Source organism: Aeromonas sp. 602658 (assembly GCF_049173005.1).
Lineage (GTDB): Bacteria > Pseudomonadota > Gammaproteobacteria > Enterobacterales > Aeromonadaceae > Aeromonas > Aeromonas veronii_A.
The window spans coordinates 120,952-145,132 of sequence record NZ_JAAKRF010000005.1 but is presented as its reverse complement, the minus strand read 5'-3'; the positions used below and the strand labels follow the sequence as shown (position 1 = coordinate 145,132).

At 62.2% G+C, this 24,181-nt stretch carries 23 protein-coding genes; 10 read left to right on the top strand and 13 right to left on the bottom strand.

The genetic code is table 11. The annotated features are described in order from the left end of the window. Positions 1-8: 8 nt before the first annotated feature. Positions 9-1,448 carry a RimK family protein gene (locus G5253_RS07120; RefSeq protein ID WP_043826000.1) on the bottom strand — a complete coding sequence of 480 codons (1,440 nt, stop codon included), beginning with the start codon at positions 1,446-1,448 and terminating at the stop codon, positions 9-11. 186 nt (positions 1,449-1,634) lie between these two features. On the opposite strand from G5253_RS07120, the gene G5253_RS07115 reads away from it, so the two are divergent. The 3 genes from G5253_RS07115 to G5253_RS07105 are packed head-to-tail and all read left to right on the top strand — an operon-like array spanning position 1,635 to position 3,237. Beyond that, positions 1,635-2,156 (top strand): GNAT family N-acetyltransferase, encoded by a 522-nt coding sequence (locus tag G5253_RS07115; protein WP_421202999.1) that lies wholly within the window; start codon positions 1,635-1,637, stop codon positions 2,154-2,156. Positions 2,157-2,187: 31 nt separating this feature from the next. After that, positions 2,188-2,433, top strand: a complete 246-nt coding sequence (locus G5253_RS07110) for a DUF3624 family protein (protein WP_421202998.1) — start codon at positions 2,188-2,190, stop codon at positions 2,431-2,433. A gap of 57 nt (positions 2,434-2,490) precedes the next feature. After that, positions 2,491-3,237, top strand: a complete 747-nt coding sequence (locus G5253_RS07105; RefSeq protein WP_421202996.1) for an SDR family oxidoreductase — start codon at positions 2,491-2,493, stop codon at positions 3,235-3,237. A gap of 61 nt (positions 3,238-3,298) precedes the next feature. Here the strand turns inward: G5253_RS07105 and G5253_RS07100 are convergent, their stop codons facing one another. Beyond that, positions 3,299-4,771: a C69 family dipeptidase gene (locus tag G5253_RS07100; protein ID WP_421202994.1), complete on the bottom strand. Its 1,473-nt coding sequence runs from the start codon at positions 4,769-4,771 to the stop codon at positions 3,299-3,301. Positions 4,772-5,245: 474 nt separating this feature from the next. Here G5253_RS07100 and G5253_RS07095 point away from each other — a divergent pair, with 474 nt between their 5' ends. Together G5253_RS07095 and G5253_RS07090 are read left to right on the top strand one after the other, a co-directional pair. Next, entirely contained in the window at positions 5,246-5,701 is a 456-nt protein-coding gene (locus tag G5253_RS07095; RefSeq protein ID WP_019446593.1) for a hypothetical protein, read from the top strand. A gap of 143 nt (positions 5,702-5,844) precedes the next feature. Then, positions 5,845-6,996 carry an iron-containing alcohol dehydrogenase gene (locus G5253_RS07090; protein WP_421202992.1) on the top strand — a complete coding sequence of 384 codons (1,152 nt, stop codon included), beginning with the start codon at positions 5,845-5,847 and terminating at the stop codon, positions 6,994-6,996. Positions 6,997-7,085: 89 nt separating this feature from the next. On the opposite strand, the gene G5253_RS07085 is transcribed toward G5253_RS07090, so the two are convergent. From G5253_RS07085 to G5253_RS07075, 3 genes are all read right to left on the bottom strand, one after another. Beyond that, on the bottom strand, positions 7,086-7,544 hold the full coding sequence (locus tag G5253_RS07085; protein ID WP_005354960.1) for a methylglyoxal synthase: 459 nt from the start codon (positions 7,542-7,544) through the stop codon (positions 7,086-7,088). 171 nt (positions 7,545-7,715) lie between these two features. Continuing rightward, entirely contained in the window at positions 7,716-8,192 is a 477-nt protein-coding gene (gene bfr / locus G5253_RS07080; RefSeq protein ID WP_005354959.1) for a bacterioferritin, read from the bottom strand. 144 nt (positions 8,193-8,336) lie between these two features. Next, on the bottom strand, positions 8,337-8,543 hold the full coding sequence (locus G5253_RS07075) for a bacterioferritin-associated ferredoxin (protein WP_005335965.1): 207 nt from the start codon (positions 8,541-8,543) through the stop codon (positions 8,337-8,339). 136 nt (positions 8,544-8,679) lie between these two features. Between G5253_RS07075 and G5253_RS07070 the strand changes: the two genes are divergently transcribed. Then, positions 8,680-8,991, top strand: a complete 312-nt coding sequence (locus tag G5253_RS07070) for an HlyU family transcriptional regulator (RefSeq protein ID WP_151285844.1) — start codon at positions 8,680-8,682, stop codon at positions 8,989-8,991. Beyond that, positions 8,988-11,054 (top strand): tRNA(Met) cytidine acetyltransferase TmcA, encoded by a 2,067-nt coding sequence (locus G5253_RS07065; protein WP_421202988.1) that lies wholly within the window; start codon positions 8,988-8,990, stop codon positions 11,052-11,054. Before G5253_RS07070 ends, G5253_RS07065 begins: the two co-directional genes overlap by 4 nt. On the opposite strand, the gene G5253_RS07060 is transcribed toward G5253_RS07065, so the two are convergent. Then, the gene (locus G5253_RS07060) at positions 11,041-11,760 is read right to left on the bottom strand and encodes an SDR family NAD(P)-dependent oxidoreductase (protein WP_421202987.1); all 720 of its coding nucleotides are present in this window, start codon (positions 11,758-11,760) and stop codon (positions 11,041-11,043) included. The two genes, G5253_RS07065 and G5253_RS07060, sit on opposite strands and share 14 nt — an antisense overlap. A 201-nt stretch (positions 11,761-11,961) precedes the next feature. Here G5253_RS07060 and G5253_RS07055 point away from each other — a divergent pair, with 201 nt between their 5' ends. The 3 genes from G5253_RS07055 to G5253_RS07045 all read left to right on the top strand — a co-directional run bounded on the left by G5253_RS07055 (position 11,962) and on the right by G5253_RS07045 (position 14,265). Then, positions 11,962-12,978 carry a chemotaxis protein gene (locus tag G5253_RS07055; protein ID WP_005335957.1) on the top strand — a complete coding sequence of 339 codons (1,017 nt, stop codon included), beginning with the start codon at positions 11,962-11,964 and terminating at the stop codon, positions 12,976-12,978. 175 nt (positions 12,979-13,153) lie between these two features. Beyond that, positions 13,154-13,633 carry a hypothetical protein gene (locus tag G5253_RS07050; RefSeq protein ID WP_421202985.1) on the top strand — a complete coding sequence of 160 codons (480 nt, stop codon included), beginning with the start codon at positions 13,154-13,156 and terminating at the stop codon, positions 13,631-13,633. 17 nt (positions 13,634-13,650) lie between these two features. Continuing rightward, a complete protein-coding gene (locus tag G5253_RS07045; protein ID WP_421202983.1) occupies positions 13,651-14,265 on the top strand; it encodes a superoxide dismutase in 615 nt (204 codons plus the stop codon). An 83-nt stretch (positions 14,266-14,348) separates the two neighbouring features. On the opposite strand, the gene G5253_RS07040 is transcribed toward G5253_RS07045, so the two are convergent. The 7 genes from G5253_RS07040 to menD form a co-directional block, all read right to left on the bottom strand. Next, on the bottom strand, positions 14,349-15,296 hold the full coding sequence (locus G5253_RS07040; RefSeq protein WP_421202981.1) for an ElyC/SanA/YdcF family protein: 948 nt from the start codon (positions 15,294-15,296) through the stop codon (positions 14,349-14,351). A 186-nt stretch (positions 15,297-15,482) separates the two neighbouring features. After that, positions 15,483-18,242 carry a collagenase gene (locus G5253_RS07035; protein ID WP_421202979.1) on the bottom strand — a complete coding sequence of 920 codons (2,760 nt, stop codon included), beginning with the start codon at positions 18,240-18,242 and terminating at the stop codon, positions 15,483-15,485. 219 nt (positions 18,243-18,461) lie between these two features. Then, a complete protein-coding gene (menE, locus tag G5253_RS07030; protein WP_421202977.1) occupies positions 18,462-19,889 on the bottom strand; it encodes an o-succinylbenzoate--CoA ligase in 1,428 nt (475 codons plus the stop codon). Then, a complete protein-coding gene (menC, locus tag G5253_RS07025; protein ID WP_005335937.1) occupies positions 19,882-20,811 on the bottom strand; it encodes an o-succinylbenzoate synthase in 930 nt (309 codons plus the stop codon). The genes menE and menC overlap by 8 nt, the downstream gene beginning before the upstream one ends. Then, positions 20,811-21,671 carry a 1,4-dihydroxy-2-naphthoyl-CoA synthase gene (gene menB / locus G5253_RS07020; protein ID WP_005363149.1) on the bottom strand — a complete coding sequence of 287 codons (861 nt, stop codon included), beginning with the start codon at positions 21,669-21,671 and terminating at the stop codon, positions 20,811-20,813. Before menB ends, menC begins: the two co-directional genes overlap by 1 nt. Then, entirely contained in the window at positions 21,664-22,461 is a 798-nt protein-coding gene (gene menH / locus G5253_RS07015; RefSeq protein ID WP_421202975.1) for a 2-succinyl-6-hydroxy-2,4-cyclohexadiene-1-carboxylate synthase, read from the bottom strand. Before menH ends, menB begins: the two co-directional genes overlap by 8 nt. Continuing rightward, entirely contained in the window at positions 22,421-24,178 is a 1,758-nt protein-coding gene (menD, locus tag G5253_RS07010; protein ID WP_421202973.1) for a 2-succinyl-5-enolpyruvyl-6-hydroxy-3-cyclohexene-1-carboxylic-acid synthase, read from the bottom strand. Before menD ends, menH begins: the two co-directional genes overlap by 41 nt. Positions 24,179-24,181: the final 3 nt, after the last annotated feature.

The following is a 24,181-nucleotide window of genomic DNA, read 5'->3' as shown; positions in this document are numbered from 1 at the left end:
ATGGCGGGTTATGCGGTGGTCTGGCCCCGGTTTTCCAGCCGCTGGCGGAAGGCGCGGGCCAGTCTCTCGTAGAGATCCTGCGCCTCCTTGTCTTCGATATCACCGCGGATCCAGGGGTTGTCGACGATCTCCAGCAGCACGCAGTCACGCCCTTGCTGGCGCAAATCGAGCCCGTAGAGGCCATTGCCGAGCTGATGCACTGCACGGCGAGCGGTCTGCAGTACCCGCTCCGGCACCTCGTTAAGCGGCAGCGCCTCGATGCGGCTCATGTCGAGGGGGTGCTTGCGGCGGCGGATGCGGTTGCCCGGTTCGGGCCGGTAACGGCGGCAGGCGAACAGCGGCGAGCCGTCGAGAAAGCCGATGCGCCAGTCGAACTCGGCGGGGATCCGGCTCTGCACCAAGAGCAGGGCGGAGCGGCCCAGCCCCTCGTCCAGCAGGCGGGCCAGCTGTTGCTCGTCGCTGGCCATGGCGAGATCGCGCCCCTGTGCCCCGTCGGGTACCTTCACCATCAGCGGCAGGCCGAGCCGCTGTACCAGCTCGTCCACATGGTGGCGGCCGCGGCGGGTCACCACCATGGTGGGCGGCATGGGCACGCCGCTGCGCACCATCAGCTCGTAGAGATAGAGTTTGTTGCTGCAGGCGAGGATGGCGCGGGAGCTATCGATCACCGGCATCTTGAGCTGCTCGGCACGGTGGGCAAATTCGAAGGTGTAGTGGCCGACTGCGGTTTCGGCACGCAGCCAGAGGGTGTCGAACTCCGGCAGCCGCTCGATGGCCGACGGTGGCAGGATCTCGGCCCGGATGCCTTGGGCGGCAGCAGCCCGGATAAAGCGCTCCAGCGCCAGCCCGTCACTGCTGGCACGGCCATCATCGGGGTCGACCAGAATGGCGAGCTGGTAGAGCGGCGCTGCCTGCTCCTCGTCGCCGGCCCCCACCAGCGCCTGGGCGTGGTGCAGCATCAACTCTTTCTCGCTTGGGCTCAGCGCCAGTGGTGACAGGCTCTGCTGCTGGCGCACCGACCAGCCGTGGCGACCGCGCTTGAGGGTCAGCTCCTGCAGCGGCAACTGGCTGAGGCCATAGTAATAGCGCGCCAGCCCCGCCAGCTCGCTCTGTTCACACTGGCCGAAGATGGCACGTACCCGGATCCGATCCTCGCTCTGCTGGGCCAGCCACCCTTGTGCCTTGCGCCACAGTTTGGCCGGTGGCTGCTGGGGTTGCAGCCGGCTGATGGCCTGCAAACCCGGCAGGCAGTGGTGGCCGCGGGCCTGGGCCAGCAGCGAGCAGTAGTAGCCTGCGCTCAGGTGCTCGAGATTGCGGCAGAGGTTGATGATGCGGGGTCGGCCGCCGGTGGTCGGCACGCCATGTTGCAGATAGGTGCGGGCGGTCAGCAGATAATCGGCATGGCAAGGCCAGTCGCCCAGCTCTTCGACGATGACATAGGTACTCATATTTTCGGCTCCACAGATCAGACTGCCTGAACAGGCAGGATCCCCAGTGGGCTTCGATGCACCGACAAGCACGACAATGGCGCGAGGGGAAACAAGAGGTTACAGTGCCTAATATGACGCCTTGGTAACTTGTGATACAAGTCGCATTTTTGGTGCTGAGGATAAATAACCGAACAAGGACTCCCCGTGTTGACCGTACGTGCGGCCCGAACCGATGATCTGGGCGCCATCGTTAATCTGGAACGCTACTGTTTTCCCCCTGAAGTCGCCTTTGGCCGCAGCCGCTGGCACTATCTGCTGGCCCATGCCAAGGGGCGCACCCTGTTGCTGCTGGACGAGAAACATCAGCTGATGGGCTATCTCTGCCTGCTTGAGCACAGAGGCTGGGATCGGCTGGTCATTCAGGCGCTTGCCATCCGCTGGACGGTGCGCCGTCTGGGCTGGGCCCGCCGTCTGCTGGAGCAGGTGATCCGCGAGGGCAAGGCCGCTGGCTGGGGGGCGATCCGGCTGGAGGTGGCTGATGCCAACGAAGAGGCGCTGGCGCTCTATCAGGGATTGGGATTTCGTCCCCAGCAGCGGCTGGCGAACTACTATGGCCGCGACCAGCACGCCCACCGACTGGTGCTGCCGCTGGTGAGCGACGATGAGCGTGAGCGGCGCAGAGTGGCTCGCTCTCAGGCACGCAAGCCATCTTCACAGGCCAACTGATCATGTTGCACGAGCAGAATCGAGGAGCAGGATGAGCTGCGACAACTGTCTCGCCACCGCCATCAGGGCAAAGCTGGGGCGCTGCCCGATCTGTGCCATCCAGACCTTCATCATTGGTCTGAGTGGCTGGCTGGTCTGGTGGTGGTGCGGTGCCGACACCTCGGTCAACGCCCTCACCGGCCTGTTGTTTGCGCTGGGTGGCTCGGGCTTGTTGCTGCTCCATCTGGTGGTATTTGTCTGGCGCAAGGCGACCGGACGTGAATTGAGCGATGAATAAATCAGATTGGTTTCAACAACATAAATAACAATATCGGTTGAGATAATGGAGGTTCAGATGATTGCAATGGTAACGGGCGCCTCGTCCGGGTTTGGTGAGTCCATCAGCCGTCAGCTGGTGCAGGCAGGCTACAAGGTGATCGGTACCGGTCGCCGTGCCGAGCGGCTGGCTGCGCTGGCTGACGAGCTGGGCGAGCAGTTCCTGCCGCTGGTGTTCGACGTGCAGGACAAGGCGGCCACCCGCGCTGCCATCGCCGCTCTGCCGGCCGAGTGGAGCGAGGTGGAGCTGCTGGTCAACAACGCCGGTCTGGCGCTGGGGCTGGAGCCGGCCCACAAGGCGGATCTGGAAGACTGGGAGCAGATGATCGCCACCAACATCAGCGGTCTGACCCTGCTCACCCGATTGCTGCTGCCGGGGATGGTGGCGCGCAATCGTGGCCACGTCATCAACATCGGCTCCATCGCCGGCACCTACCCCTATCCGGGCGGCAATGTCTACGGCGCCACTAAGGCGTTCGTGAAGCAGTTCAGCCTCAACTTGCGCGCCGATCTGGCGGGCACCGCCATCCGCGTCACCAACGTGGAGCCGGGCCTGTGCGGCGGCACCGAGTTTTCCAACGTGCGCTTCCACGGTGACGATGCCAAGGCGGCCACCGTCTATCAGGGGGTGGAGGCGATCCAGCCGGAAGATATCGCCAATACCGTGCTCTGGATCAGCCAGCAACCGGCCCACGTCAACATCAACAGCATCGAGATCATGCCGGTGGCGCAGACCTTCGGCCCGCTCAATATCAGCCGTCGCTGATGGCGGCAGCTGACGAAATAAAAGAGGCTCCCGTGGGAGCCTCTTTGCGTTGGCGAGCCGATTACAGGCTCATGATCTTCTTGAACTCCTCCGGCGAATACTTCTGCTCGGTGCGCTTGGTGAGATCCGTCATCAGCTTGTAGCGCAGCTCTTTGGCCATCTGATAGGTCTGCTCCAGCTGGCCATAGGAGTAGTCGGCGGCCAGCCCGATGGCGGTAGCCTTGTCGCTGGCATAGGCCTGCTTCAGGCTCTTGTCGAGCAGGGCCACCTCCTTGTAAAGCTTGCTGCTCTCCTTGCTCCAGACGCCGCGCAGCAGCGGCAGGTACTTGTCCGGATCGGCGCTGGCCAGCGCGGTCAGGCTGCGGAACTGCCAGTAGGCAGAGTCATCGGAGTAGCTGTCGCTGCCGGTGCGATAGGGCAGGGGGTAGGATTCCAGGGTGTTGTAGAGCGGCACCATCACAGATTCGGCCAGCACGCCGTAGCTCTGCCAGATCAATCCCTGCAGCTCTTTGGGCATCTCCTTGCGCAGCTGGATGACGTGGGATTCCAGCTGGCGATCGATGCGGATCGGCCGCTCCGCCTTGCCCGCCAGCGGCGTACCGTCATAGGTGGCGCTCAGCAGCCTGGCCACGTCCGGCACGGCGATGGGGGCATCCGGCTTCATAAACAGCGGATATTGCGCCTGCCGGGTCGGCTGCGGATGGCTGGCGGTCAGCATTTTCTGGCCGAGCCACTCCCGATCCACGTTATACGGGTCAGCGATGACCCCGAACGCCTTGGCGAAGTTGAACTCTTTCGGGTCGGCGTTATCCAGCAGTTTGTGTTCGCGTACGAACTCCAGCAGCTTGGGCGAGTGCAGCACATCGGCGCTGTCGAGATTGACGCCGTGGATGCGCAGGCCGTTGGCCACCATGGCGTAGCTGTCGTCCGGCACCCGCACCGCGATCCAGTGGTGGCCGGAGCCGATCTCCATCAGCCAGGCCTCGTTCACATCCGCCAGATAGAGGCTGTTGCCCTCACCGGCGCCATATTGCTCCACATAGCGGCCAAGCAGCTCGACTCCCTCTTTGGCCGTCTTGGCCTGCGGCAGGATCAGGGTGGGGATGATGGCTTCAATCACTCCCTTCTCGATCAGCGGATCGGCTTTTTGGGCCTTGTCGTTGACCTCGGCACTGGTGGTGGCCGAAATGGCGACGTTGAACTCGTTGATGCCGCGCTCCTCGTAATACTTGCCGTCCGGGTCGCTGGCTGTGGCATCCCAGTCACGAATGGCGGAGTAGGCGAAAAACGCCTTTGGCATCGGCACTTCCAGTCCGTTGCCCAGCTTCCAGACCTTGCCCTCGTTCTGCTGCGCAGGCCGGAAGGCGAGGTACTTGTTCCAGTTGTTGACGCCAAAATCCTCGTTTCTGGCGATCATCACGCTGCCATCGGTACTGGCCCCCTTGCCGACGATAAGGCCGGTACAGGCGTCGGCACTGGTGCCAAGCAGGGTGAGCAGGGTGGCAGAGAGAAGACTCAAGGTGTGTTTTTTCATAGGTGTACCCGAAGGGTTGCGGTGAGTGAGAGTCAGACGAGGGGATGAGGTGTGGGGAGGCTGCAGCTCCGAACTGGCAGCGGAGTGAGCACGGCAGATTGGTCTGCCTGTTATTGGTTTTTCGAACAGATCATCCATGACAAGGCTGGCTGGTTGTGATGTGCGCCAAAATTGTATTCCTGAGTGGTTGTTTGTTTTGTGATCGAGCTGCTGTTCCTGACTTTTCTCTGGCGTCGTGGCGCGTGGACGGCGAAATGTGCCAAAACAGCGAGAGCCGGCAGCAGATGAGTCATGATTCTGACGCCAGCCTTGCGTGTGGGGCGTGGTGAGATCCGCCATAGCGCGGGATCTTGCAACATATGACAAGTTGGCCTGTAACTTGCTGGTTTAATTGATAATGGTGGGGCCTGACGCCCCATGTGACCGGATCAGCCTGTGCCCATTGCCGCAGATGCGCACTGAATTGGAGCCCCCATGGATATCAAACCCTACAGCCAGCAGCTTGCCCAGAGCGCATCCAACAACCGTGCCCTCGCTACCCTCAACAGTGCCAGTAGCGGCGGTCAGGGCGGTGGCTGGGAGGAGATGGTCAGCCTCTCCACCCAGCGCATGACCGGCCAGGCCCAGCAGGTGCTGACCTACGAACATCTGGCCAAGAACAACAAGTTGCCACCGGCGCTGGATATGAGCTCCGACAAGGGGGGCGTGGTGCAGCAGCTGGTGGACAAGGCGCTTGGTTTCGATCGCAAGAAGTTCAACGAGATCGAAGAGAAGCTCAAGACCATCGCCGATAACAAGAAGCTGACGCCGGAAGAGCGGGCGGAGCAGAGCAAGCCGCTCAACGAGCAGCGAGAGGCGATGCTGAAAGAGGCAATGGATCGCCTGACCGGCAAGAAGAGCTCATCCAAAGATGAGGCCAAAACTGCCTGATCCTGCCGCTGTTCTGAGATCTACCCGGTCGGCACTGATGGGCCAGTGTCGACCGCCGATGGGCAAGCTTCTGCCACCTCTTTTGACCTCACCTCCCCACAGGCGCACAATGTCCGCGCATTGAGCCAGTCGAGGAGTCCGCCGTGTACAACTTCCAATATGCCAATCCGACCCGTATCTGTTTCGGCGAGGGGCAGATCGCCAGCCTGCCCGAACTGATCCCGCCCGGCAGCCGGCTGCTGGTGCTCTATGGCGGAGGCAGCATCAAGCAAAACGGCGTCTATGAGCAGCTGACCCGGGCCCTGGAAGGGGTGACGTGGCAGGAGTTTTCCGGCATCGGCGCCAACCCCAGATACGAGCTGTTGATGGAGGCGGTGGCGCAGGTTAAACGCGATCGCATCGACTTCTTGCTAGCCGTCGGCGGCGGCTCGGTAGTGGATGGCACCAAGTTTGTCGCGGCGGCCGCCTGCTACGAGGGGGATGATCCCTGGGATATCTGCGGTAAACAGGCGAGTGTGCACCAGGCGCTGCCGATGGGCTGCGTGCTGACCCTGCCCGCCACCGGATCCGAGAGCAATCCCACCTCGGTGGTGAGCCGGGGAGATGTGAAGATCTCCTTCAGAAGCCCGCTGGTACAGCCGCAATTTTCGGTGCTCGATCCGGCGACCACCTACAGCCTGCCTGCCCGTCAGACCGGCAACGGGGTGGTGGATGCCTTCGTCCATATTGCCGAGCAGTACCTCACCTTTCCGGTGGGAGGCGAGGTACAGGATCGGCTGGCGGAAGGTTTGCTGCAGGTGCTGGTGGAGAACGGCCCCAGGGCGCTGGCGGAGCCGACCAACTATCAGGTACGGGCCAATCTGATGTGGGCCGCCAGTCTGGCGCTCAACGGGCTTATCGGTTGCGGAGTGCCGCAGGATTGGGCCTCTCACGCCATCGGCCATCAGCTGACGGCGCTCTACGGGCTGGATCATGGCCAGAGTCTGGCGGTGGTGCTCCCCTCACTGCTGCGTGAGCGGGCGAGCCAGAAGCAGGACAAGCTGGCCCAGTTTGCCGAGCGGGTGTGGCATTCGACCCGCGAGGACAAGGCCCTGCGCATCGAAGAGGCGATCATCCGTACCGAGCAGTTCTTCCAGAAGATGGGATTGGGTACCCGGCTGGCTGACTATGGCCTCAGCGAAAGTTGCATTCCGGCGGTCTGCTCTAACCTCAAGCGGGTGGGGCGCACCGCGCTCGGTGAGCAGCAGGATATCGACCCGGATCGGGTGGCTCGCATTCTCGCCCGCGCGCTATAAGCCGGCGCCGGTGTGTGTCCCTGGCTGATTCATTTTCCCAATTAAAGAGGGCCGCTTGTAGCGGCCCTCTTGCATGACGGGTTAGCCGATCACTCGGTGCGCGCCTTCAGATAACCGGCGTAATCCGGGATCTGTACGCTGAATGCCTGCCGCATATGGGGGCTGTCCATGATGAAATCGGCGGTCGCCTCGTTGGTGGCGACTGGGATGTTCCACACCGCAGCCAGCCGCAGCAACGCCTTCACGTCCGGATCGTGCGGCACCGCATTGAGGGGATCCCAGAAGAAGATCAGCACGTCGATCTTCCCTTCGGCGATCAGGGCGCCGAGCTGCTGGTCACCCCCCATGGGGCCGGAGAAGAGGCAGGTGATGGGCAGTTGTGCCTGCTTGCCGAGCATGGTGCCGGTGGTGCCGGTCGCATAGAGATGGTGGAGCTTGAGCTCCTCCTTGCGGCGCATCACCCAGTTCAGCAGAGGGGTCTTCATGTTGTCGTGAGCCACCAGTGCCACCCGTTTGTGGGGCGCCATCTCGCGTGCAATCTGTTCCATGGAAATCGTCCGTAGCATTGTTATTGGCAGAGAGTCGTATCCTAATCGAAAGCCATGACAGATGCTGCGTCGGGCGTATTAACTGTGATCCTGTCGAAAAGTTTTCGGGTCATGGCTGCTCAAATGAAGAGACCCGCGCTGGCGGGTCTCTTTGCTTGCTGGCCTGCTGGCTCAGGAGCCGTGGTGCAGTTGCGACTGCTGGTAGTTCTCCAGCCCGATGCGATCGATAAGATCGAGCTGGGTCTCCAGCCAGTCCACATGCTCCTCCTCATCCTCCAGGATCTCCTGGAACAGGTCGCGGCTGATGTAGTCCTGCACCGACTCGGCGTAGGCGATGGCTACCTTGAGGTCTGGGATGGCATCCATCTCCAGCGAGAGGTCGCAGCGCAACATCTCTTCGACGGTCTCGCCGATGCGCAGCTTGCCCAGATCCTGCAAATTGGGCAGCCCTTCCAGAAACAGCACCCGCTTGACCAGTTCGTCGGCGTGTTTCATCTCATCGATAGACTCGTGATACTCCTTGTGCCCGAGCGCCTTGAGGCCCCAGTCATCGTAGATGCGGGCATGCAGGAAGTATTGGTTGATGGCAATCAGCTCATTGGCCAGTACCTTGTTGAGGTGGGCAATGATCTTGGGATCTCCTTTCATCGACAGTGCTCCTTGGTTCGTGCCTGAGGCTTCGATCGTTAGAGCTTAGTCCAGAAAAGTGACAACAAGAGGTCTGGCGAGCCAGCTCGCCTGAGAAAAGGGGTGACCCTGTTGGCGGGTCGCATCAGAAAGGAGGTGTCCGGATCAGGCCACTTCGTAGTAGAGCACGGGTTGCTCCTGCTCCATCTTGTCGAGCTCGGCGGCGATAATCTCCATGGTCATGCGCACGCATTTGCCACATTGGGCGCCCACCTCGAGCGACTGCTTGAGCTGGCGGAATTCGCTTTTACCTGACTGCACCGCTTTGCGGATCTGGGTATCTGTGATGCCGCGGCACAAACAGACGTACATGATGATCACCTCTTGTGGAATGAGATGAAATCTAAATGAGAATGGTTCGTAGTGCAAATAACCATTGGTAATAAGATCCCCTGCTTGCCACTGTGCAACCCCTTGGGGACAATGCTGGCAACCAGAGGAGATCACCATGCTCAAGAAACTGTTCAGCGCCCTGTTCGGGGGCGAGCCGACCAAGGCGCCGGAAGTCACTCCCACCGAATATGCCGGCTATCTCATCTATCCGGAGCCCATGGCGGAAGGGGGTCAGTATCGGTTGGCTGGCCGCATCACCAAGGAGCTGGACGGCGTACTGCTGACCCACCGCTTCATCCGCTCCGATCTGTTTGCCAATCCGGCCGATGCCGAGCGTTTCATGGTGCAAAAGGCTCACACCTTTATCGATCAGATGGGAGATCGCATGTTCGAGCCCCGCAAACCGGCTGACAGCCAAGCTTCATGACTCTACAAGAGGTCCCCCTGCTGCGCGAGGCGCTGGCCCGCGCCGGTGAGCGGCGCCTGATCTGGTTGGAGGGGGAGGAGGCCGACTGCATTGCCCGCGCTCAACCCTTGCTCGGCGAGACAGTCTTTTGGCTGGGCGTCGGGCCCGAGCATTATGCTCCGCAACCCGCCGCCAAGGCGCTGCAGCGGCTCGGCCAGGAGTGCGACACGCTGGTATTCAATGCCTTTAGCGGCTTTCACCCCGACGCCTTCGGGGCGCTGGCAGGTACTCTATGCGCCGGTGGCTTGCTGTTGCTGCTGACCCCACCCAGAACACAGTGGCCTGCATGGCCGGATCCTGACCGGATCCGGCTGGTGGCCCAGCCGGAGGAGGTGAGCCGGGCCGGTCACGGCTTTATCGCCCGGCTGGTGCGGTTGCTGGCGGGGGATCCTGCCCTCTCTCTGGAGCCGCCGGTTTGCTCGCAGCCGTGGCAACCGATTGGGCCCGAACGCAGGCTGAGCTGCGATCAGACACGGGCACTGCCCGCCATCCACAAGGTGTTGCACGGCCATCGTCGTCGGCCACTGGTGCTGAGCGCCGACCGCGGCCGAGGCAAGAGTGCGCTGCTGGGGCTGGCTGCCGCCGAGCTGCTGCGCCAGCAACCCTCGCTGAACATAGTGGTGACGGCCCCCTCGCAGGCAACGGTAGCGACCCTGTTTGCCCACGCCGCTCGCGGGCTAGATACTACGCCGGAACAGCTGACCGGACTGAGCTACTGCTCGCCGGATCGGCTGGTGCACGAGGCGATGAATCCCGATCTGCTGCTGGTGGATGAAGCGGCCGCCATTCCGACCCCGCTGCTCGAGGCCATGCTGGCCCGCCACAGCCGCATCGTGTTTGCCACCACCGAGCACGGTTACGAGGGGACGGGGCGCGGTTTTCACCTGCGCTTCAAGCGGGTGCTCGATAGCCAGACCCCGGAGTGGCAGGAGATCCGCCTCTCTGAGCCCATTCGCTGGAGTGAGCGTGATCCGCTGGAGCCGCTGATTTTCCGCCTGCTCGGCCTCAATGCCGAAGTGGCGGCGCCTATGTCGCCGACCAGCCCGAGCTGGCGTCTGGTCAGTCAGGAGGCGCTGGAGAGCGATGAGACGTTGCTCAACCAGCTGTTCGGCTTGCTGGTGCTGGCTCACTACCAGACTACGCCGAGCGATCTCAGATCCCTGCTGGAGAGCCCGGATCTCGACATCCATCTGCTGGAGCAGGATGCGAGCCTGCTGGGAGTGGCCTTGGTGGCGCGGGAAGGGGGAATAGAACCCGAGCTGGCCGAGGCGATCTGGGCCGGGCGTCGCCGTCCGCGCGGCCATCTGCTGCCCCAGTCGTTGCTGGCCCACGCCGGTTTCAAAACGGCGGGGGGGCGCAGCTACGCCCGGGTGATGCGTATCGCCATCCATCCCGAGCTGCACCGGCACGGTCTGGGGTCGCTGCTGCTTGGCAGGCTTGAAGAACATTATCGTCAGGCGGGGATCGATTACCTTGGCTCGGCTTTTTCGGCCAGCGCCGACCTGCTCCCCTTCTGGCGCAAGGCAGGACTGACGGTGCTGCGCATCGGCCTGCAACGGGATGCCGCCAGCGGCTGCCACGCAGCCCTGCTGCTAAAGGCGCTGAAACCCGAACATGAGCCCGAGTTGGATCAGTGGCAGCAGCGTTTCATTCGCCAGTTGCCGACCCTGCTGGCGGGCGAGCTGAAAGGATTGGAGCCCGAGCTGGTATGGCAATGCCTGCAAGGCAGCACCGTCACCGCGGCTGAGCTTGACGAGTTCGAGCGCGATGAGGTTGAGTGCTTTGCCCTGCATCACAAGCCGTTCGAACTGAGCCAATCCAGCTTGCAGCTGTGGCTGGCACGCCATCTGGCTGTGCTGGGTTCACTGACTCCTGAAGAGCGTTATCTGCTGATTGCCACCATCTGGCAATACGCAGAGTGGGGGGCGCTGGCTGCTAGGTTGCAACTGGCGGGCAAGCCCGCCGTGATCAAGAGTTTGCGGGCGCTGCTGGCGCGTCTCCTGATCTCCTCTACCACTCGATAGGTTTGCCCTGCCAGTCGAGAAAGCTCAGCTCGCCATCCGGTTGCAGCCGGTTCATCAGGTTAATCAGATGGTCGGCTACCAGCTCGGGACTCTGCACATTTCCCGCCGGTACATTGGCGTGAAACGGGCGAGAGAGTTGTGTATCCACTGTGCCGGGATGGAAGGCCAGCAATTTGACGCCGGGGGCCCGTCGGGCCAGCTCGATGGCGGCACACTTGAGCAGCATGTTGAGGGCGGCCTTGGATGCGCGATAGCCATACCAGCCGCCCGCTCGGTTGTCACCAATGCTGCCGACCCGGGCGCTGAGAACGGCCAGAGTGCAAGGCTCGCGGCCAAACAGCGGTAACAACTGGCTGATCCAGCGCAGCGGCAGCAAGGCGTTGGTCTGGTAGAGGCGGGTCATGGCATCGAGATTGATTGCTTCGAGCCGCTTCTCTGGCTGGATCTCCCCCTGATGCAGGATGCCGTTGCAGATCACCACCCGATGCGGTTTCGGCGCCAACTCCGCGATGCGGGCCACCACTTCTGTCATCTGCTCATCGCTGTAGTCACAACATAGCCAGTGCAGGGCCGGCGAAGAGGCCCCTGCTGGTGCGGGCTGACGACTGATGGCAATCACTGGCCCGACACCCGCCGCCAACCAGTGTGTCACCAGAGCCGCCCCGATCCCGCCAGAAGCGCCAATCACGACGATACCTTCACTCATCTCAGCCCCCTTGTGAGTACATGATGGATTTCACCATCTGCCAATGTTGTCCTGAGTGGCAGATACGAGCCCGCCAGCCTGCGGGATCAAGCGGTTAACGCTGCAATCTTGCCGAGATCCGAGCCGCTGGGTGAATTCCATTCCTATACTGAGGGAAAACCGCAGCGGTCTGCTGCCCGCGCAACCAGAATGAGAGTCACCATGATGTCCAAAGATGGGGAAGAGCGTAAATCTATCCTGACCGAAAGTGGCACCAACGAGCTTGAGATCATCGAGTTTCACCTCAAGAAGCAGCTACCGGACGGTCGTGAAAAAACCGCTTATTACGGGATCAACGTCGCCAAGGTACGCGAGGTGATCCGGGTGCCGGAGACCACAGATTACCCCAACGCCCAGCGTCATATGGTGGGGGTCTTCTCCCTGAGGGATCGCCTCATCCCGCTGGTGGATCTGGCGGGCTGGCTCGGCATCAAGACCAACCCCGACCCCAGCCACAAGGTGGTGATCGTCACCGACTTCAACAAGATGGCCAACGGTTTTCTGATCGACAGTGTCAGCAGGATCCACCGGGTCTCCTGGGAGGATGTGGAGTCCCCCAGCCAGTTTCTGGAGGCGGGGGAGAACGACTGCGTGGTGGCCGTGGTCAGGCGCGATGGCAACCTCATCATGATCCTCGATTTCGAGAAGATCATCGCCGATATCAACCCCGAGCTCAGCATGGAGAAGTACGACGTCACCCAGGATCGCAAGGTGCTCATTGACGATCGCATGATGGCGCTGCGCCAGGGCAAAACCATTCTGGTGGTGGACGACTCGGCCTTTATCCGCAAGATGATCGAGACCACCCTGCGCACCGCTGGCTACAACGTGATTACGGCCAAGGATGGGGGCGAGGGACTGGAGATGATGACGGATTTCGATCGCCTGGCCCAGGAGGAGAGGATGCCGGTGACCGGCTTTGTCAACGCGGTGATCACCGATGTGGAGATGCCGCGCATGGATGGCATGCACCTGCTCAAGCGTCTGCGGGATACCCCCTCCTACAAGGAGATGCCCATCGTGATGTTCTCCTCCCTGATGAGCGATGACAACCGTCAGAAAGCGCTGCAACTGGGGGCCAACGATACCATCACCAAGCCCGAGATAGGGCGCATGGTGGGGATGATGGACCATATGCTGCTGGGGATTGCCCCGCCCTCGCCAGCCAACAACATCTGACTTGCCATTAACTTCCAATTGGCCGGTCGAATCCACTGACCGGTTGCCTCAAGCGGCCACTCCTTGCCAAGGGGTGGCCGCGCTGTTTTGGCTGTTTGCTGCGATCCCGACGCCCCTTGTCTCCCGGATATGATTCATGTAATGATAATTATTATCATTTATTGGTGTGAAGCATATGACAGCAACCTGGGTGAAGGGGTGGGTCGAGTCGACCGAAGGTGGCAGCAGCATGAGTCACTGGAAACAGCAGACCCGAGAGGGCAACCGGCTGTTTGATTGCGGCGAGTATCATCATGCGCTGGCTCATTATCAGCAGGCGCTCTGGCTGGCTCGTCAGCAATTGGTGCAGTGGCACGATGCCGATGAGGCGGTGGCGGCGCTGGTTGTGGCTCACCACAATCTGGCGGATCTGCTGGTGGCCATGACTCTGCCCGATCGCGCCGCCGACCTGCTCTGCTATGTGCACGACTGCCTGCTGGCGACCTGTCACTCCCCCGCTTGCTCCTCTCGCCTGCGTGAAGCCGCGTTGCGCCATACCCGCACAACCCGTGCCGAGTTGCTGACGTTCGTACAGCGCCACGGCAGCCACGCCGGGATCATGCGTTCGCTCGGGCACTGCCTGTGTCAGAGCGAGCGCTCATCCCGGCTCCATTAATCCGAACAGAGGTCATCATGATCCATACCCTACCAGCTCTGAACTATGCCTACGACGCACTGGAACCCCATATCGATGCCCTGACCATGGAGATCCACCACAGCCGTCATCACCAGACCTATATCAACAACCTCAACGCCGCGCTGGAAGAGGCGCCAGAGCTGGCCGCACTGCCGGTAGAGGAGCTGCTGCGCCGCTTCGATACTCTGCCTGCCACCTTGCAGGGGGCGGTCCGCAACCATGGTGGCGGCCATGCCAATCACTCTCTGTTCTGGCTGGTGATGAGCCCGCAGGGGGGCGGTGAGCCGGGTGGTGAGCTGGCTCTGGCCATCGAGCGGGAATTGGGGGGATTCGATGCCTTCAAGCAGGCCTTCACTCAGGCGGCTCTGAGCCGCTTTGGCAGTGGCTGGGCCTGGCTGGTGGTGGACAAGGCGGGCAGATTGCAGGTGGAGAGCAGTGCCAATCAGGATAGCCCCCTGATGCATGGCCATACCCCGATCCTGGGGCTGGATGTGTGGGAGCACGCCTACTATCTCAAGTACCAGAACAAGCGTCCTGACTATATCGCTGCCTTCTATCAGGTGGTGGATTGGGCCGAAGTGGCCCGCCGCTATCAGGCGGCACGAGGCTGACTTGGCCGCTGGGAATGGGTGTACAGGTCACCGCCACAACCTGCGCTGTAATAACAAGACCCGCCAGTTGGCGGGTCATCTGTTTATGGTGTGGCTGTGCTGGCGCTGGCGGCTGAAGGGGCCACCGGCAATGTGGGCAAGGCCGCGCTGGGCGTCTTGGCGGTGGTTTGTGCCGCAGGTTTGGTGGGAGTGACTGGCTCAGTGGCTGCCGCTGCGGATAAAGCAGGAGTGACTTGTTCAGTCGCGGCCGAGGCAGATGGAGTAGCCGACTCGGTGGCAACCGCGGCAGAGACTGCCGCTGGCTTGGCCTCATCCACCGCCGGTTTGGGCTGTTTGAGGCAGGGTTGCAGGCTGCCGATGGTGCTCAGTGACTGGCAAGGCACAGGCAGACCGATGGGGACCGGTGCCCCGAGGAACTTGGGCCCCTTGTCCAGTACATAGAGGTCGAGCAACCCCATCAGGCGGGCAAAGACTTCCCGCACCCGGGTGCGGATCCCCTGATAGGCGCTGGGATCCTCGGCATTGAAGCCGACCGCATCGATACCGAAATGGCGGGCGATGAAAATGGCCCGCTCGTTATGAAAGCCCTGGGAGACCACGGTAAAGCGCTCCTGGCCGAACACCTCCTTGGCGCGAACCACAGAGTCGAGGGTGCGGAATCCGGCGAAATCCATATAGATGGCGGAGGCGGGGATGCCCGCCTTGATCAGGGCGCGGCGCATCTGGCGTGGCTCGTTGTACTGCACGGTGGCGTTGTCACCGGAGACGATGATGAAGTCCACCTTGGCATTGTTGTAGAGCTCGGCCGCCGCCTTGATGCGGTATTTGAAGTAGTGGTTGGGGCCGCCACCGGAGAGATATTTGGAGGTACCCAGCACCACCGCAACCCGGTTGTAGGGCACCTTGTCCACCTGATCGTAGGTGTAGTGACGGGCATCCGAGACGATCCACTCGCTGTAGCCCAGCAGCATGGCAATCAGGGCCAGCAGCAAAACGAGGCAGGCGAGGAGGATCTTGGCAAACTTCTTCATGCGCGGTGCGGTCAGGGTCTGAAGTTGGGAGTGGCTATCGGCATTCTATTACAACTCGGCCGCTGGTGTCAGACTTGATAACGGGCGGGCACCTCATTCGGGCAGAGGTTGTCGCAGCAGAGGCGGGAGTGCGGGGGGATAAAGCGAGGGGCTGCGGTGGCAGCCCCTCTTTGTGTTGGATGTCTATCAGTGGGCGGAGTCGTTACCCTTGCAGGCGTCTGACTCCTTGTTTGCTTGCCACCAGGGCAGCAGATCCCGGGCGAGCCACGCCTGATAGGCATCGCTGTCGTTGGCGATCAGCCGGTCCAGCTCCCCTTCGAAGTCGCTCATCGCCTGCTGCCGATCCGGATTGCGCAGCGCCTGTGCCAGCGCCAGCCAGCTGGCGCCGCGACCGGTATCGTTGAGGAAGCGGTGCACGGTATAGGACCAGGAGTAGACCATCTCGCCACCCTGGTCGTAGTCAAGGTGGAGGATCGCCGCCAGTGTCGGACGCTGGTTGGCGGGGCGGTTTGCCACGTTATCCAGACCCCGGGCAAAGCACTGGCCGTGGGCGATGTACTCTGCAATCCCCTCGGCCCACCAGGTAGTGCGGTTGAGTGGATAGTGGCCGAAGCTGCCGTACTGGTTGAAGCGGCCATCCAGATAGTGAACGTACTCGTGGCGCAGGTTCCACACCTGGAAGGCAGGGCGTTTCCACTCCGCCTCATAGGCGAAGAAGCGGGCCTGATTGCCGGGGCGAGCCGGATCCCCCTCGATATAGATGCCGCCATTGTCGGTAGAGACGCCAAACAGCGCGCTGCCGTAGCGGCCCCAGTCGGCGGAGGAGTTGAAGATCACCAGTTCCAGCGCTTCGTTGTGATCATCGGCCACCGGTTGCCAGCCAGTCTCCATCTGCTGGTGGAAGCGCTGCTCTTCATCACCCAGCTCGCGGCAGATCCCTTCGGCCTGAGCCTGAGTCAGATCCTGGGCGCGCAGACGCAGGGTGGGCGAGCAGGTGTGCTCGAACGGCAGAATATCTTCCATGCGGATCGGGGTACAAAGCCCGGCGAACTCGCCACTGACACAGGCTTCGCTGGTGCGATCCGTGTAGGTGAGGTAGTAGCTGGAGAGGGTCAGAGAGACCTCTTCCAGCATGGCAGCCGGATGCTGTCCACCCGGGATCAGCCCCTGCTGGCGCATGATGGCGATGACATCGCGATCCAGCTGCTGGCGATAGGCAATCGCCTTATCCGGGCTGGTGTGATGGAGGTAGCGCATCATCTGATAGAGGCGGCTGTGGGCATCGAGGATGTTGTTGAAGATAAACAGATCCCGTGAGCCATCGCGCTGTTTCCAGAGGGCCAGCTCGCTCAGGCCCAGTTGCAGCAGGCTCTGGCGCAATGCCGCTTCCTGTTGCAGCACAACTGCGCTGAAGTCAGCCTGCTGACCATAAGAAGCGCTCTGATCGACCAGATTGAGCAGCTCGAACAGGCCATCGGCCCAGGGTTTGTGGCCATTGATCTGCGCCGCATGTTGCACCGCATAGCCGAACGCCTGGTTAAGCTGGGCCAGCATGGGGGCGGCACTTTGGCGGAAGGCGGCTTGGCCAAGTTGTCCCTGCGCCGCTACGCTCCAGGCTTCCAGCACTGTGCCAGCCTGATCCTGTGGTTCAGCTCCCAGCAGCAGGGGATGGTTAAGCAGATCAATCATCACCCCGGCCAGTGCCCGGGCAGCCTGATCACTCTCTTTACCAACGCCGCCGTGGTAGTTGTGGGCGCGCACATAGTAGAGCAGCTTGTCCATTGCCGGATGGGTCGGTTGGTTGGCCGCCAGCAGGGCACGCATGCCGCGCACCACCGCCATCAGCTTGGCATCATCGTGGCCGTAATCCGCCTGCCAAGCAGGACTGTTCTGGCCGCTCACGTCGGCCACTAGTTTGGCGGCATCGCTGTCGAGCAGATCCACATCGGGCTGCTCTGGCTCGGAGCAGAGACGACCGTTGGCGCGGCGGCACTCCAGCTGCTCCTCCTTGCTGGCCAGCACGATGGGGCGATTGAGCACCCGACTCTCCTGCCACTCTTTGCTCTCTGGCAGGGGCTGCCACTCGCCGCCGGCGACCGGGTATTGGTAGCCGCTATCTTGCAACGTTACCTGAACCTCGCTGCCAGCGGGGATCACCTGACGACAGATGCGATAGCGGATGGTGTTGCTCCCCTCCTTGCGCTCCTGCGGCTCATCACACTCCTGCTGAGGCGTGAGCTGATCCAGCTGCCACTGATAACGGCGCCAGACGTGGATCTCGCTGACCTGAGCAGCAGCCTGACTGCCTGCCACCGGCTGCAGACGGAAAAAGATCTGCTCCAACCGGCCATCCCGCTCACTCGGGGTCTCTTCAAGTACCTGCAACTGCTGCCAATCCTGCGGCTGATAGTGCCACTCCGACTCGGTGCAGCGGCCCTGTGCGTTGAGTTCACAGCGATCCAGCTCCCTTTCGTTCTGACCCAGGATGATGGCTTGTGGCAGTGGCAGGCGATCCTGCCGTTGGGCGGTCGGCGTGCCCGCCAGTTGCTCCCAGCGACCCTGCTTGAGGCCATAACCAAAGTCATAACTGCTGGCCGGGATCAGCTTGCCCGCCGGAATCCGATCTTCACAGCGCACGAAGCGGATCTGCCAGCCCGCATCTACCTTGAGCTGCGGCTCGCCACACTGCTGTTCGGCCAGTGCGGCGAGATCGCTACTCTGCCAGTCGAAGCGACGGTAGACCCTGAGCTGCTGGTAAGGAGCATTGCTGCTGCGCGCCTTGAGCTCGTAGGTGATCTCGGTGATGCGCGCGGCCAGTTGCCGGCTCGATTCGCCAGTCAGCTGATACTGTCGCCAGTCATTGGGGGAGTAGTTGGCTTGCGCCGAGGATGTAGCCAAAAGCAGGGGGCCTGCCAGCAGCAGCCACCCGGTACCTGAACGGTTCATTTTTATCCCTTTGTTCTTGTTTGTGTATTGTCTTGCGAGTAATCGCAAGGCAATTTAAACAGTTCCAAAGGGATATCAATTGCCAATTAAAAATCAGATAAATCAATAAGATGGTGACTTTTTGAGTCTGATCGAGATATCGTGGGTTGGCGCCGCAGTGAGGACTCACATGTTTCTTTTTTTGTTTTCAAAGAAGATCGGGAAATTGTGAGTCCGATCTCATTCAGCTTGTCGTGCCCGAGTGGTCTGTTGTCGGGCTACCTTGCCCAGCAGTTGGCGAGAGGGCTTGAGATTGCCGCCAAGATCGGGCCAGGGGAGCCAGTGGTCGGGCACCATAAAGCCGGGCAGGGTGCTGCGGATCCAGGCTGCCAGTTCGGAGTCGGGAACCGGCTCACCGTGCCAGTCGATAAAGGCGGCGGGGCGTTGGCCCCACTCGTCGCTCGGCACCGGCACCACCAGCGCCTGGGCGACAGCGGGATGATCTACCAGTCGCTGCTCTATGGTTTCGGGCTGGATGTTTTCGCCACCCGAGATAAAGAGGTTGTCGAGCCGCCCCTCTACCAGCAGTTCCCCTACCGCAGTGAACCTCCCCTTGTCGCGGGTATGAAACCAGCCTTCGTCATCGAGCGGCAGTTCCAGCTCGCCATCTTGGTAGTAACCGGCAAACAGGGTGGCGCCGCGCACACAGATCTCCTGCTCCCTGATACACACTTCCCGTCCCGGTAGCGGTTTGCCAACTACGCCTGCATCGCCGGGGATAGCGGTGCAGACCTGACTGCCCATCTCGGAGAGACCATAACTCACCTTGGGTTCGAGCCCCATAGCGCAGAGGCGGCTCACCAGCGGCTGCGGGATGGCGGCACCGCCGAGCAGCAATTCGCGCAGGCGGGTACGGGCGGGATCAAAACCCTCTGCCAGCAGGCGCCAGAGCTGGGTCGGCACCAACGAGAGGTGAGTAATGGGCTGGCACTCCAGCCGCTCCTTGAGGGAGCGTTCACGTTGATCCAGTACCAGCGTGGCGCCCGCCAGAAAGACCCGAAACAGGATGGCGTAGCCGCCCACATGGAACAGCGGCAGGGAGAGCAGCCAGCCGCAGGCCTCATCAAGGGGAATGAGGGTGGCAGAGCCGCGTGCCGAGGCCAGGTGGTTGCAGAGCAGGTGCACTACCGCTTTCGGCGTGCCGCTGGAGCCCGAGGTGAGGATCATATTGTTGAGCTGGGTCGATTCCAGCGGCCACGCTTCCTCGCTTGCTGGCAGTTCGCGCGTGAAGTCGAGCTGCAAGGGCTGCCAGTTGCCTGCCGGGATCTCCCCTGCCGACCAGAAGGCATCGGCATCGAGTTGTACCGCCAGCTCGCGCTGCTTTTCGAGAGGAAAGGCGGGGTTGAGCGGGCAGAACACCACGCCGCTGCGCACGCAGGCCCATGCCAGCAGCACATCTTCCAGCGCACCGCGCACCACCGCCGCCAGATGAGCGCCACGACGCACTCCGGCTTGTTCCAGCTGTTGGCACAGGCTGTTGAGGCGGGCATCGAGCTGGCGGTAACTGAGGGGGGAGGCTGCGTGGATGGCAATGCGGTTCGGGGCTGTGATTGCCCGGTGGCGTACCGGGCAAGGAGTCTGTTCGGGTGAACGTGTGGGTTCAATCACGGTAATACAGTTGCTCCAGTCGACTCAGATCCGGTTTGCCATCTTCCCCCAGCAGATTGCCCGCCATCCAGCGGCGGGTATCCAGCCCCGGCGCCTGTTCCGGTGCCCACTCGCCTGCCAGATGAAAGAGCTGGTTCAGGCCCAGATCCGATTCGAAGCAGGAGGAGATGATCACCTTGAGCCGCAGTTCGCGGGCGCGGGCGATCAGCGCTTCGCAGTTGGCGAGTGAACCGAGCAGGGTAGGCTTGAGCACCAGCGCGCGCAGTTGCGGGATCGGCTCCCACGGCTTGCCTTGTGCCAGCAGCTCGTCCAGCGCCACCGGCATGCCGGTGCGGTTTGCGACAAAGGCGATGTCGGCAAAGTCTGCGCAGGGGTCTTCCAGATACTCGATGCGATTCGGGTCGAGGTGGCCGCAGAAGGTCCAAGCCTCCTCGCGGGTCCAGCCCTGGTTGGCGTCCAGCACCAGCTTGAGGGAGGGGAGGCGGTCGCACAGCAGGCGGATCAGCGCCAGCTCGTCACGCATCGGGTAGCGTGCCACCTTCAGCTTGGCCTTGCCGGGCGTGCGGTGCAGCCACTCTTTCCAGTTGCGCAGCAGCTCCTGGGGGGAGCCTTGAATGAGGGGATAGGGCTCCGGCAGCGGGTTGCGCTGCTCGGGCCATGTCCGGCGTGCGCAGTCGAGGCCAAATTGCACCGACGGCAGCACGGGGTTCGGGGTGTCGCCAGCGGCCAGGGCCGCCAGCGTGGCAAGGGCTTCTGCCTCTGCCTGTTGCAGGCTCTCTTTCGAGAAGCCGGGCAGGGGGGCGATTTCCCCCCAGCCGTCGTTGATGCGCACCAACAGCCCCTCTCGCGCCACCTCCACCTTGCCGTGAAAGGTCAGGGGCTGGGTAAAAGGCAGTTGATAGCGATACAGGGCTAGTGTCATCAGGGGTTCCGCTTGTATTTGGAGAAGTCGGGGCGACGCTTTTCGTTGAAGGCGTTGCGGCCTTCCTGACCCTCTTCGGTCATGTAGAACAGCATGGTGGCATTGCCCGCCAGCTCCTGCAAGCCCGCCTGACCATCACAGTCAGCGTTGAGGGCGGCTTTCAGGCAGCGCAGCGCCATCGGGCTGTTTTGCAGCATTTCGCGGCACCAGCGCACGGTTTCGCGCTCCAGTTCCGCCAGCGGCACGACAGTGTTGACCAGACCCATGTCGAGGGCTTGCCGGGCATCGTACATGCGGCAGAGGAACCAGATTTCGCGGGCCTTCTTCTGGCCGACAATGCGAGCCATGTAGGAAGCACCCCAACCGCCATCGAAGGAGCCCACTTTCGGGCCGGTCTGGCCAAACTGGGCGTTGTCGGCGGCGATGGTCAGGTCACACATCATGTGCAGCACGTGGCCGCCACCGACTGCGTAACCGGCCACCATGGCAACCACAGGTTTCGGGCAGGTGCGGATGTCGCGCTGGAAGTCGAGCACGTTGAGGTGGTGAGTCCCCTCGTCATCCCGGTATCCACCGTAGTCGCCACGGATCTTCTGGTCGCCGCCGGCGCAGAAGGCTTTCTCGCCAAAACCGGTCAGGATGATGGTGCCGATCTGATCGTCATAACGGGCATCGGCCAGCGCCTGCAGCATCTCTTTGACGGTGCGGGGGCGGAAGGCGTTGCGCACCTGGGGACGGTTGATGGTGATCTTGGCAATGCCATCGTTGGACTTGTGATAGAGGATGTCCTCGTAACCGGCGGAGCAATCTTGCCATTCAACAGGTGCATACAGTTCAGCTTCCGTCATTGCTTCAATCATGACTCGTCTCTTCTTGTTGGTTGACCCACTCCGCGAGGAGTCGGGCAAAGTTATCAGGCTGATGGGCGTGCAGATTATGGCCGCCATCCAGCACCAAGTGGTTGATTCTGCGATCTTGGTTCGTCAGCTGGCAAGCCAGCTGATGGAATTTGTGATCCCGCTTGCCACTCACATAAGTAACCGGCAGCTGGCTCGCCATGAGCCAGGGGGCGAGATCCGGCTGCTTGCCGAGCGAAGTGGCGCGCAGCATGGTGGCGATGCCCTGACCGTCGTTGCCAAGGCGGCGGGCGATCTGGCTGGCCCGGGCCGCATCGTCAAGATCGGCAAACACCCCTTGCCGGTACCAGTCTGCCAGCACGTCAGCCAGTGGTTCCTGCTCAAAGCGCCGCGCCCACTGTTCATCGTGCTGGATGCGGGCGGCCCGTTCACAGGCCGGTAACCCCGGGTTGCAGTTCTCCAGCAGCAGCCCCCGCAGCCCGGTGGGCTCGCGGCTGGCGTGGTAGAGGGCCAGTCGCCCCCCCAGCGAATAACCCACCAGCAGATAGCGTTCAATGTTGCGGCTGGCCAGCTCGGCGACCAGCCACTGGTGGCTCTGCTCAAAGTCGCTGACGGTGAGAGCACTATGCTGACCATGACCTGGCAGATCGAGGGCGATGCAGCGGATGGCGGGCAGCCGGTCGATCACCGGTTGCCAGTCGCCGCTATCCCCCAGCAGGCCGTGCAGTAGCACCAGTGGTACATTGGCATCTTTATTTGCCACGGATGGCGGCCCCCAGCGCCTTGAGATCATCGGCCACCTGCTCGCTCGGTACCCGGATCTCGATCAAGGTAACGCCATGTTGGAGGGCGGCGCGGTAATCGCGTTCGAACTCGGGCAGGGTGGTCGGCGCCCGATAGGCGAGGCCAAACATGGCGGCGGCATGTTCAAAGCTGAGGCCGTGGGGCAGCCGGTAGTAGCTCTCCAGCAGCTCCCCTTCGGTGGGCACCGGCAACATACGAAAGATGCTGCCGCCATCGTTGTTGAGCAGGATCACCACCAGCGGTCGGCTCGCCTTGCTGAGCAGGGCGAAACTATTGAGATCGTGCAGGGCGCTGAGATCCCCAAGCAGCAGGGTAGTGGGCTCATCACTGTCCTGCTCGATTGATTGGGCAAACCCGTAGGCGGTGGCGATCAGGCCATCGATGCCGGAGGCGCCACGGTTGGTCATCACCCGGCTCGGCCCCTTGCCCGTTTCGCCGAGCATATCCATTAGTCGGGCAGGCATGCTGTTGCCGACAAACAGTTGCCCTTCGATCAGGCGGTTGAGGCGATGGCAGACCCCAAGCTCGGAGAAGTGCTCGCAGGCAGCGGCGATCTGCTGGCTGGCGTTGTGTTGCAGCTCGGCCAATGTGTGCCAAGGGGCTTGTGTGGTGACCGGATGGGCCGCAGCAAAGGCGCTGGCACTGCAGAGCAGCCGGTTGCGCAGCCGGTAGTCGGGATCGAGCCGCGCCGGTTGCGGATCCACCAGCCAGTAATCCTGCCATGAATGGTGTTTTATGAACTGGCCGAGCCGCTTGGAGACAAGCCGCGCGCCAAATTGCAGCAGCACCTCGGCGCGGCCGAGCTCGGCGACGAATTCAGGGTCGTTGAGCGCCATATCCATATGGATGAGGTTACGGCAATCGAAGCGGATCTGGCTCTGCAGATCCGCCAGCAACGGCCAGCCGAGTTGCTCCGCCAGCGCGGCGGCGGCCTGTGCCTGCTTCGGGTCGGTAATGCGGCCAGCTACAACGATGCCGCGCTGTTGGCGAAAGGTTTCCCACTCCGCCTGAGGTGGGCAGCTCGGCTCGTTTTGCTGCCACGGGCTCCATGGCTTGTGCGAGCCGAGCCAGTCGCCGAGGGGGGCCAGATAGTCGGAGAAATCCTGATAGTGCTCGCCCGGGTAAAGGGGCTCGGGGTACATGCAGTTGAAGTGCACCACTCCGGGAGTGAGCGCCTGTTTGGCCAGCGCCTGATCCACCGAGCTCAGCACAAACGCCGCCGGAATGGTCGGGGTGGGGCTCGGCAGGTTCTGTTGATAGACGGGGTAGCGGCCGAAGATCCCCTGCTGGTCGATCGCCTGATTGGCGCCGTTGTCGATAAGCTCGTGAGGGCGATCGGCGGAGAGAATAATCAGCGGCACGCCGGTGAGCTGGGCCTCAGCCACGGCGGGCCAGAGGTTGGCTACCGCGGTGCCCGAAGTCATGATCACCGCCACCGGCCGGTTGCTCCCCTTGGCCAGACCCAGCGCCATAAAGCCGAGGCCGCGCTCGTCAAAGTGCAAGTGACGACGAAAGCCCTGATGGGCCGCGGCTGCCATGGTCAGCGGCGCGGAGCGGGAGCCGGGGGCCAGCGCGATGTCGCGCACCCCGAGGCGAAAGAGCTCCTCCAGCAAGAGGGAGGACCAGACGTGGTTGAAGGTGGCGTGCTGGCTCGAAAACGGGGGGCAGGCAAACTCTTCGCTGGCAGGCTCTTTACGGGTGGGCATAGG

What these genes read in the sequence shown, in the direction of transcription:
- G5253_RS07120 (WP_043826000.1), bottom strand. Translation starts at nt 1,448, where the DNA reads ATGAGTACCTATGTCATCGTCGAAGAGCTGGGCGACTGGCCTTGCCAT.
- G5253_RS07110 (WP_421202998.1), top strand. Translation starts at nt 2,188, where the DNA reads ATGAGCTGCGACAACTGTCTCGCCACCGCCATCAGGGCAAAGCTGGGG.
- G5253_RS07105 (WP_421202996.1), top strand. Translation starts at nt 2,491, where the DNA reads ATGATTGCAATGGTAACGGGCGCCTCGTCCGGGTTTGGTGAGTCCATC.
- G5253_RS07100 (WP_421202994.1), bottom strand. Translation starts at nt 4,771, where the DNA reads ATGAAAAAACACACCTTGAGTCTTCTCTCTGCCACCCTGCTCACCCTG.
- G5253_RS07095 (WP_019446593.1), top strand. Translation starts at nt 5,246, where the DNA reads ATGGATATCAAACCCTACAGCCAGCAGCTTGCCCAGAGCGCATCCAAC.
- G5253_RS07085 (WP_005354960.1), bottom strand. Translation starts at nt 7,544, where the DNA reads ATGGAACAGATTGCACGCGAGATGGCGCCCCACAAACGGGTGGCACTG.
- bfr (WP_005354959.1), bottom strand. Translation starts at nt 8,192, where the DNA reads ATGAAAGGAGATCCCAAGATCATTGCCCACCTCAACAAGGTACTGGCC.
- G5253_RS07075 (WP_005335965.1), bottom strand. Translation starts at nt 8,543, where the DNA reads ATGTACGTCTGTTTGTGCCGCGGCATCACAGATACCCAGATCCGCAAA.
- G5253_RS07070 (WP_151285844.1), top strand. Translation starts at nt 8,680, where the DNA reads ATGCTCAAGAAACTGTTCAGCGCCCTGTTCGGGGGCGAGCCGACCAAG.
- G5253_RS07065 (WP_421202988.1), top strand. Translation starts at nt 8,988, where the DNA reads ATGACTCTACAAGAGGTCCCCCTGCTGCGCGAGGCGCTGGCCCGCGCC.
- G5253_RS07060 (WP_421202987.1), bottom strand. Translation starts at nt 11,760, where the DNA reads ATGAGTGAAGGTATCGTCGTGATTGGCGCTTCTGGCGGGATCGGGGCG.
- G5253_RS07055 (WP_005335957.1), top strand. Translation starts at nt 11,962, where the DNA reads ATGATGTCCAAAGATGGGGAAGAGCGTAAATCTATCCTGACCGAAAGT.
- G5253_RS07050 (WP_421202985.1), top strand. Translation starts at nt 13,154, where the DNA reads ATGACAGCAACCTGGGTGAAGGGGTGGGTCGAGTCGACCGAAGGTGGC.
- G5253_RS07045 (WP_421202983.1), top strand. Translation starts at nt 13,651, where the DNA reads ATGATCCATACCCTACCAGCTCTGAACTATGCCTACGACGCACTGGAA.
- G5253_RS07040 (WP_421202981.1), bottom strand. Translation starts at nt 15,296, where the DNA reads ATGAAGAAGTTTGCCAAGATCCTCCTCGCCTGCCTCGTTTTGCTGCTG.
- G5253_RS07035 (WP_421202979.1), bottom strand. Translation starts at nt 18,242, where the DNA reads ATGAACCGTTCAGGTACCGGGTGGCTGCTGCTGGCAGGCCCCCTGCTT.
- menC (WP_005335937.1), bottom strand. Translation starts at nt 20,811, where the DNA reads ATGACACTAGCCCTGTATCGCTATCAACTGCCTTTTACCCAGCCCCTG.
- menB (WP_005363149.1), bottom strand. Translation starts at nt 21,671, where the DNA reads ATGATTGAAGCAATGACGGAAGCTGAACTGTATGCACCTGTTGAATGG.
- menH (WP_421202975.1), bottom strand. Translation starts at nt 22,461, where the DNA reads ATGATCTCAAGGCGCTGGGGGCCGCCATCCGTGGCAAATAAAGATGCC.
- menD (WP_421202973.1), bottom strand. Translation starts at nt 24,178, where the DNA reads ATGCCCACCCGTAAAGAGCCTGCCAGCGAAGAGTTTGCCTGCCCCCCG.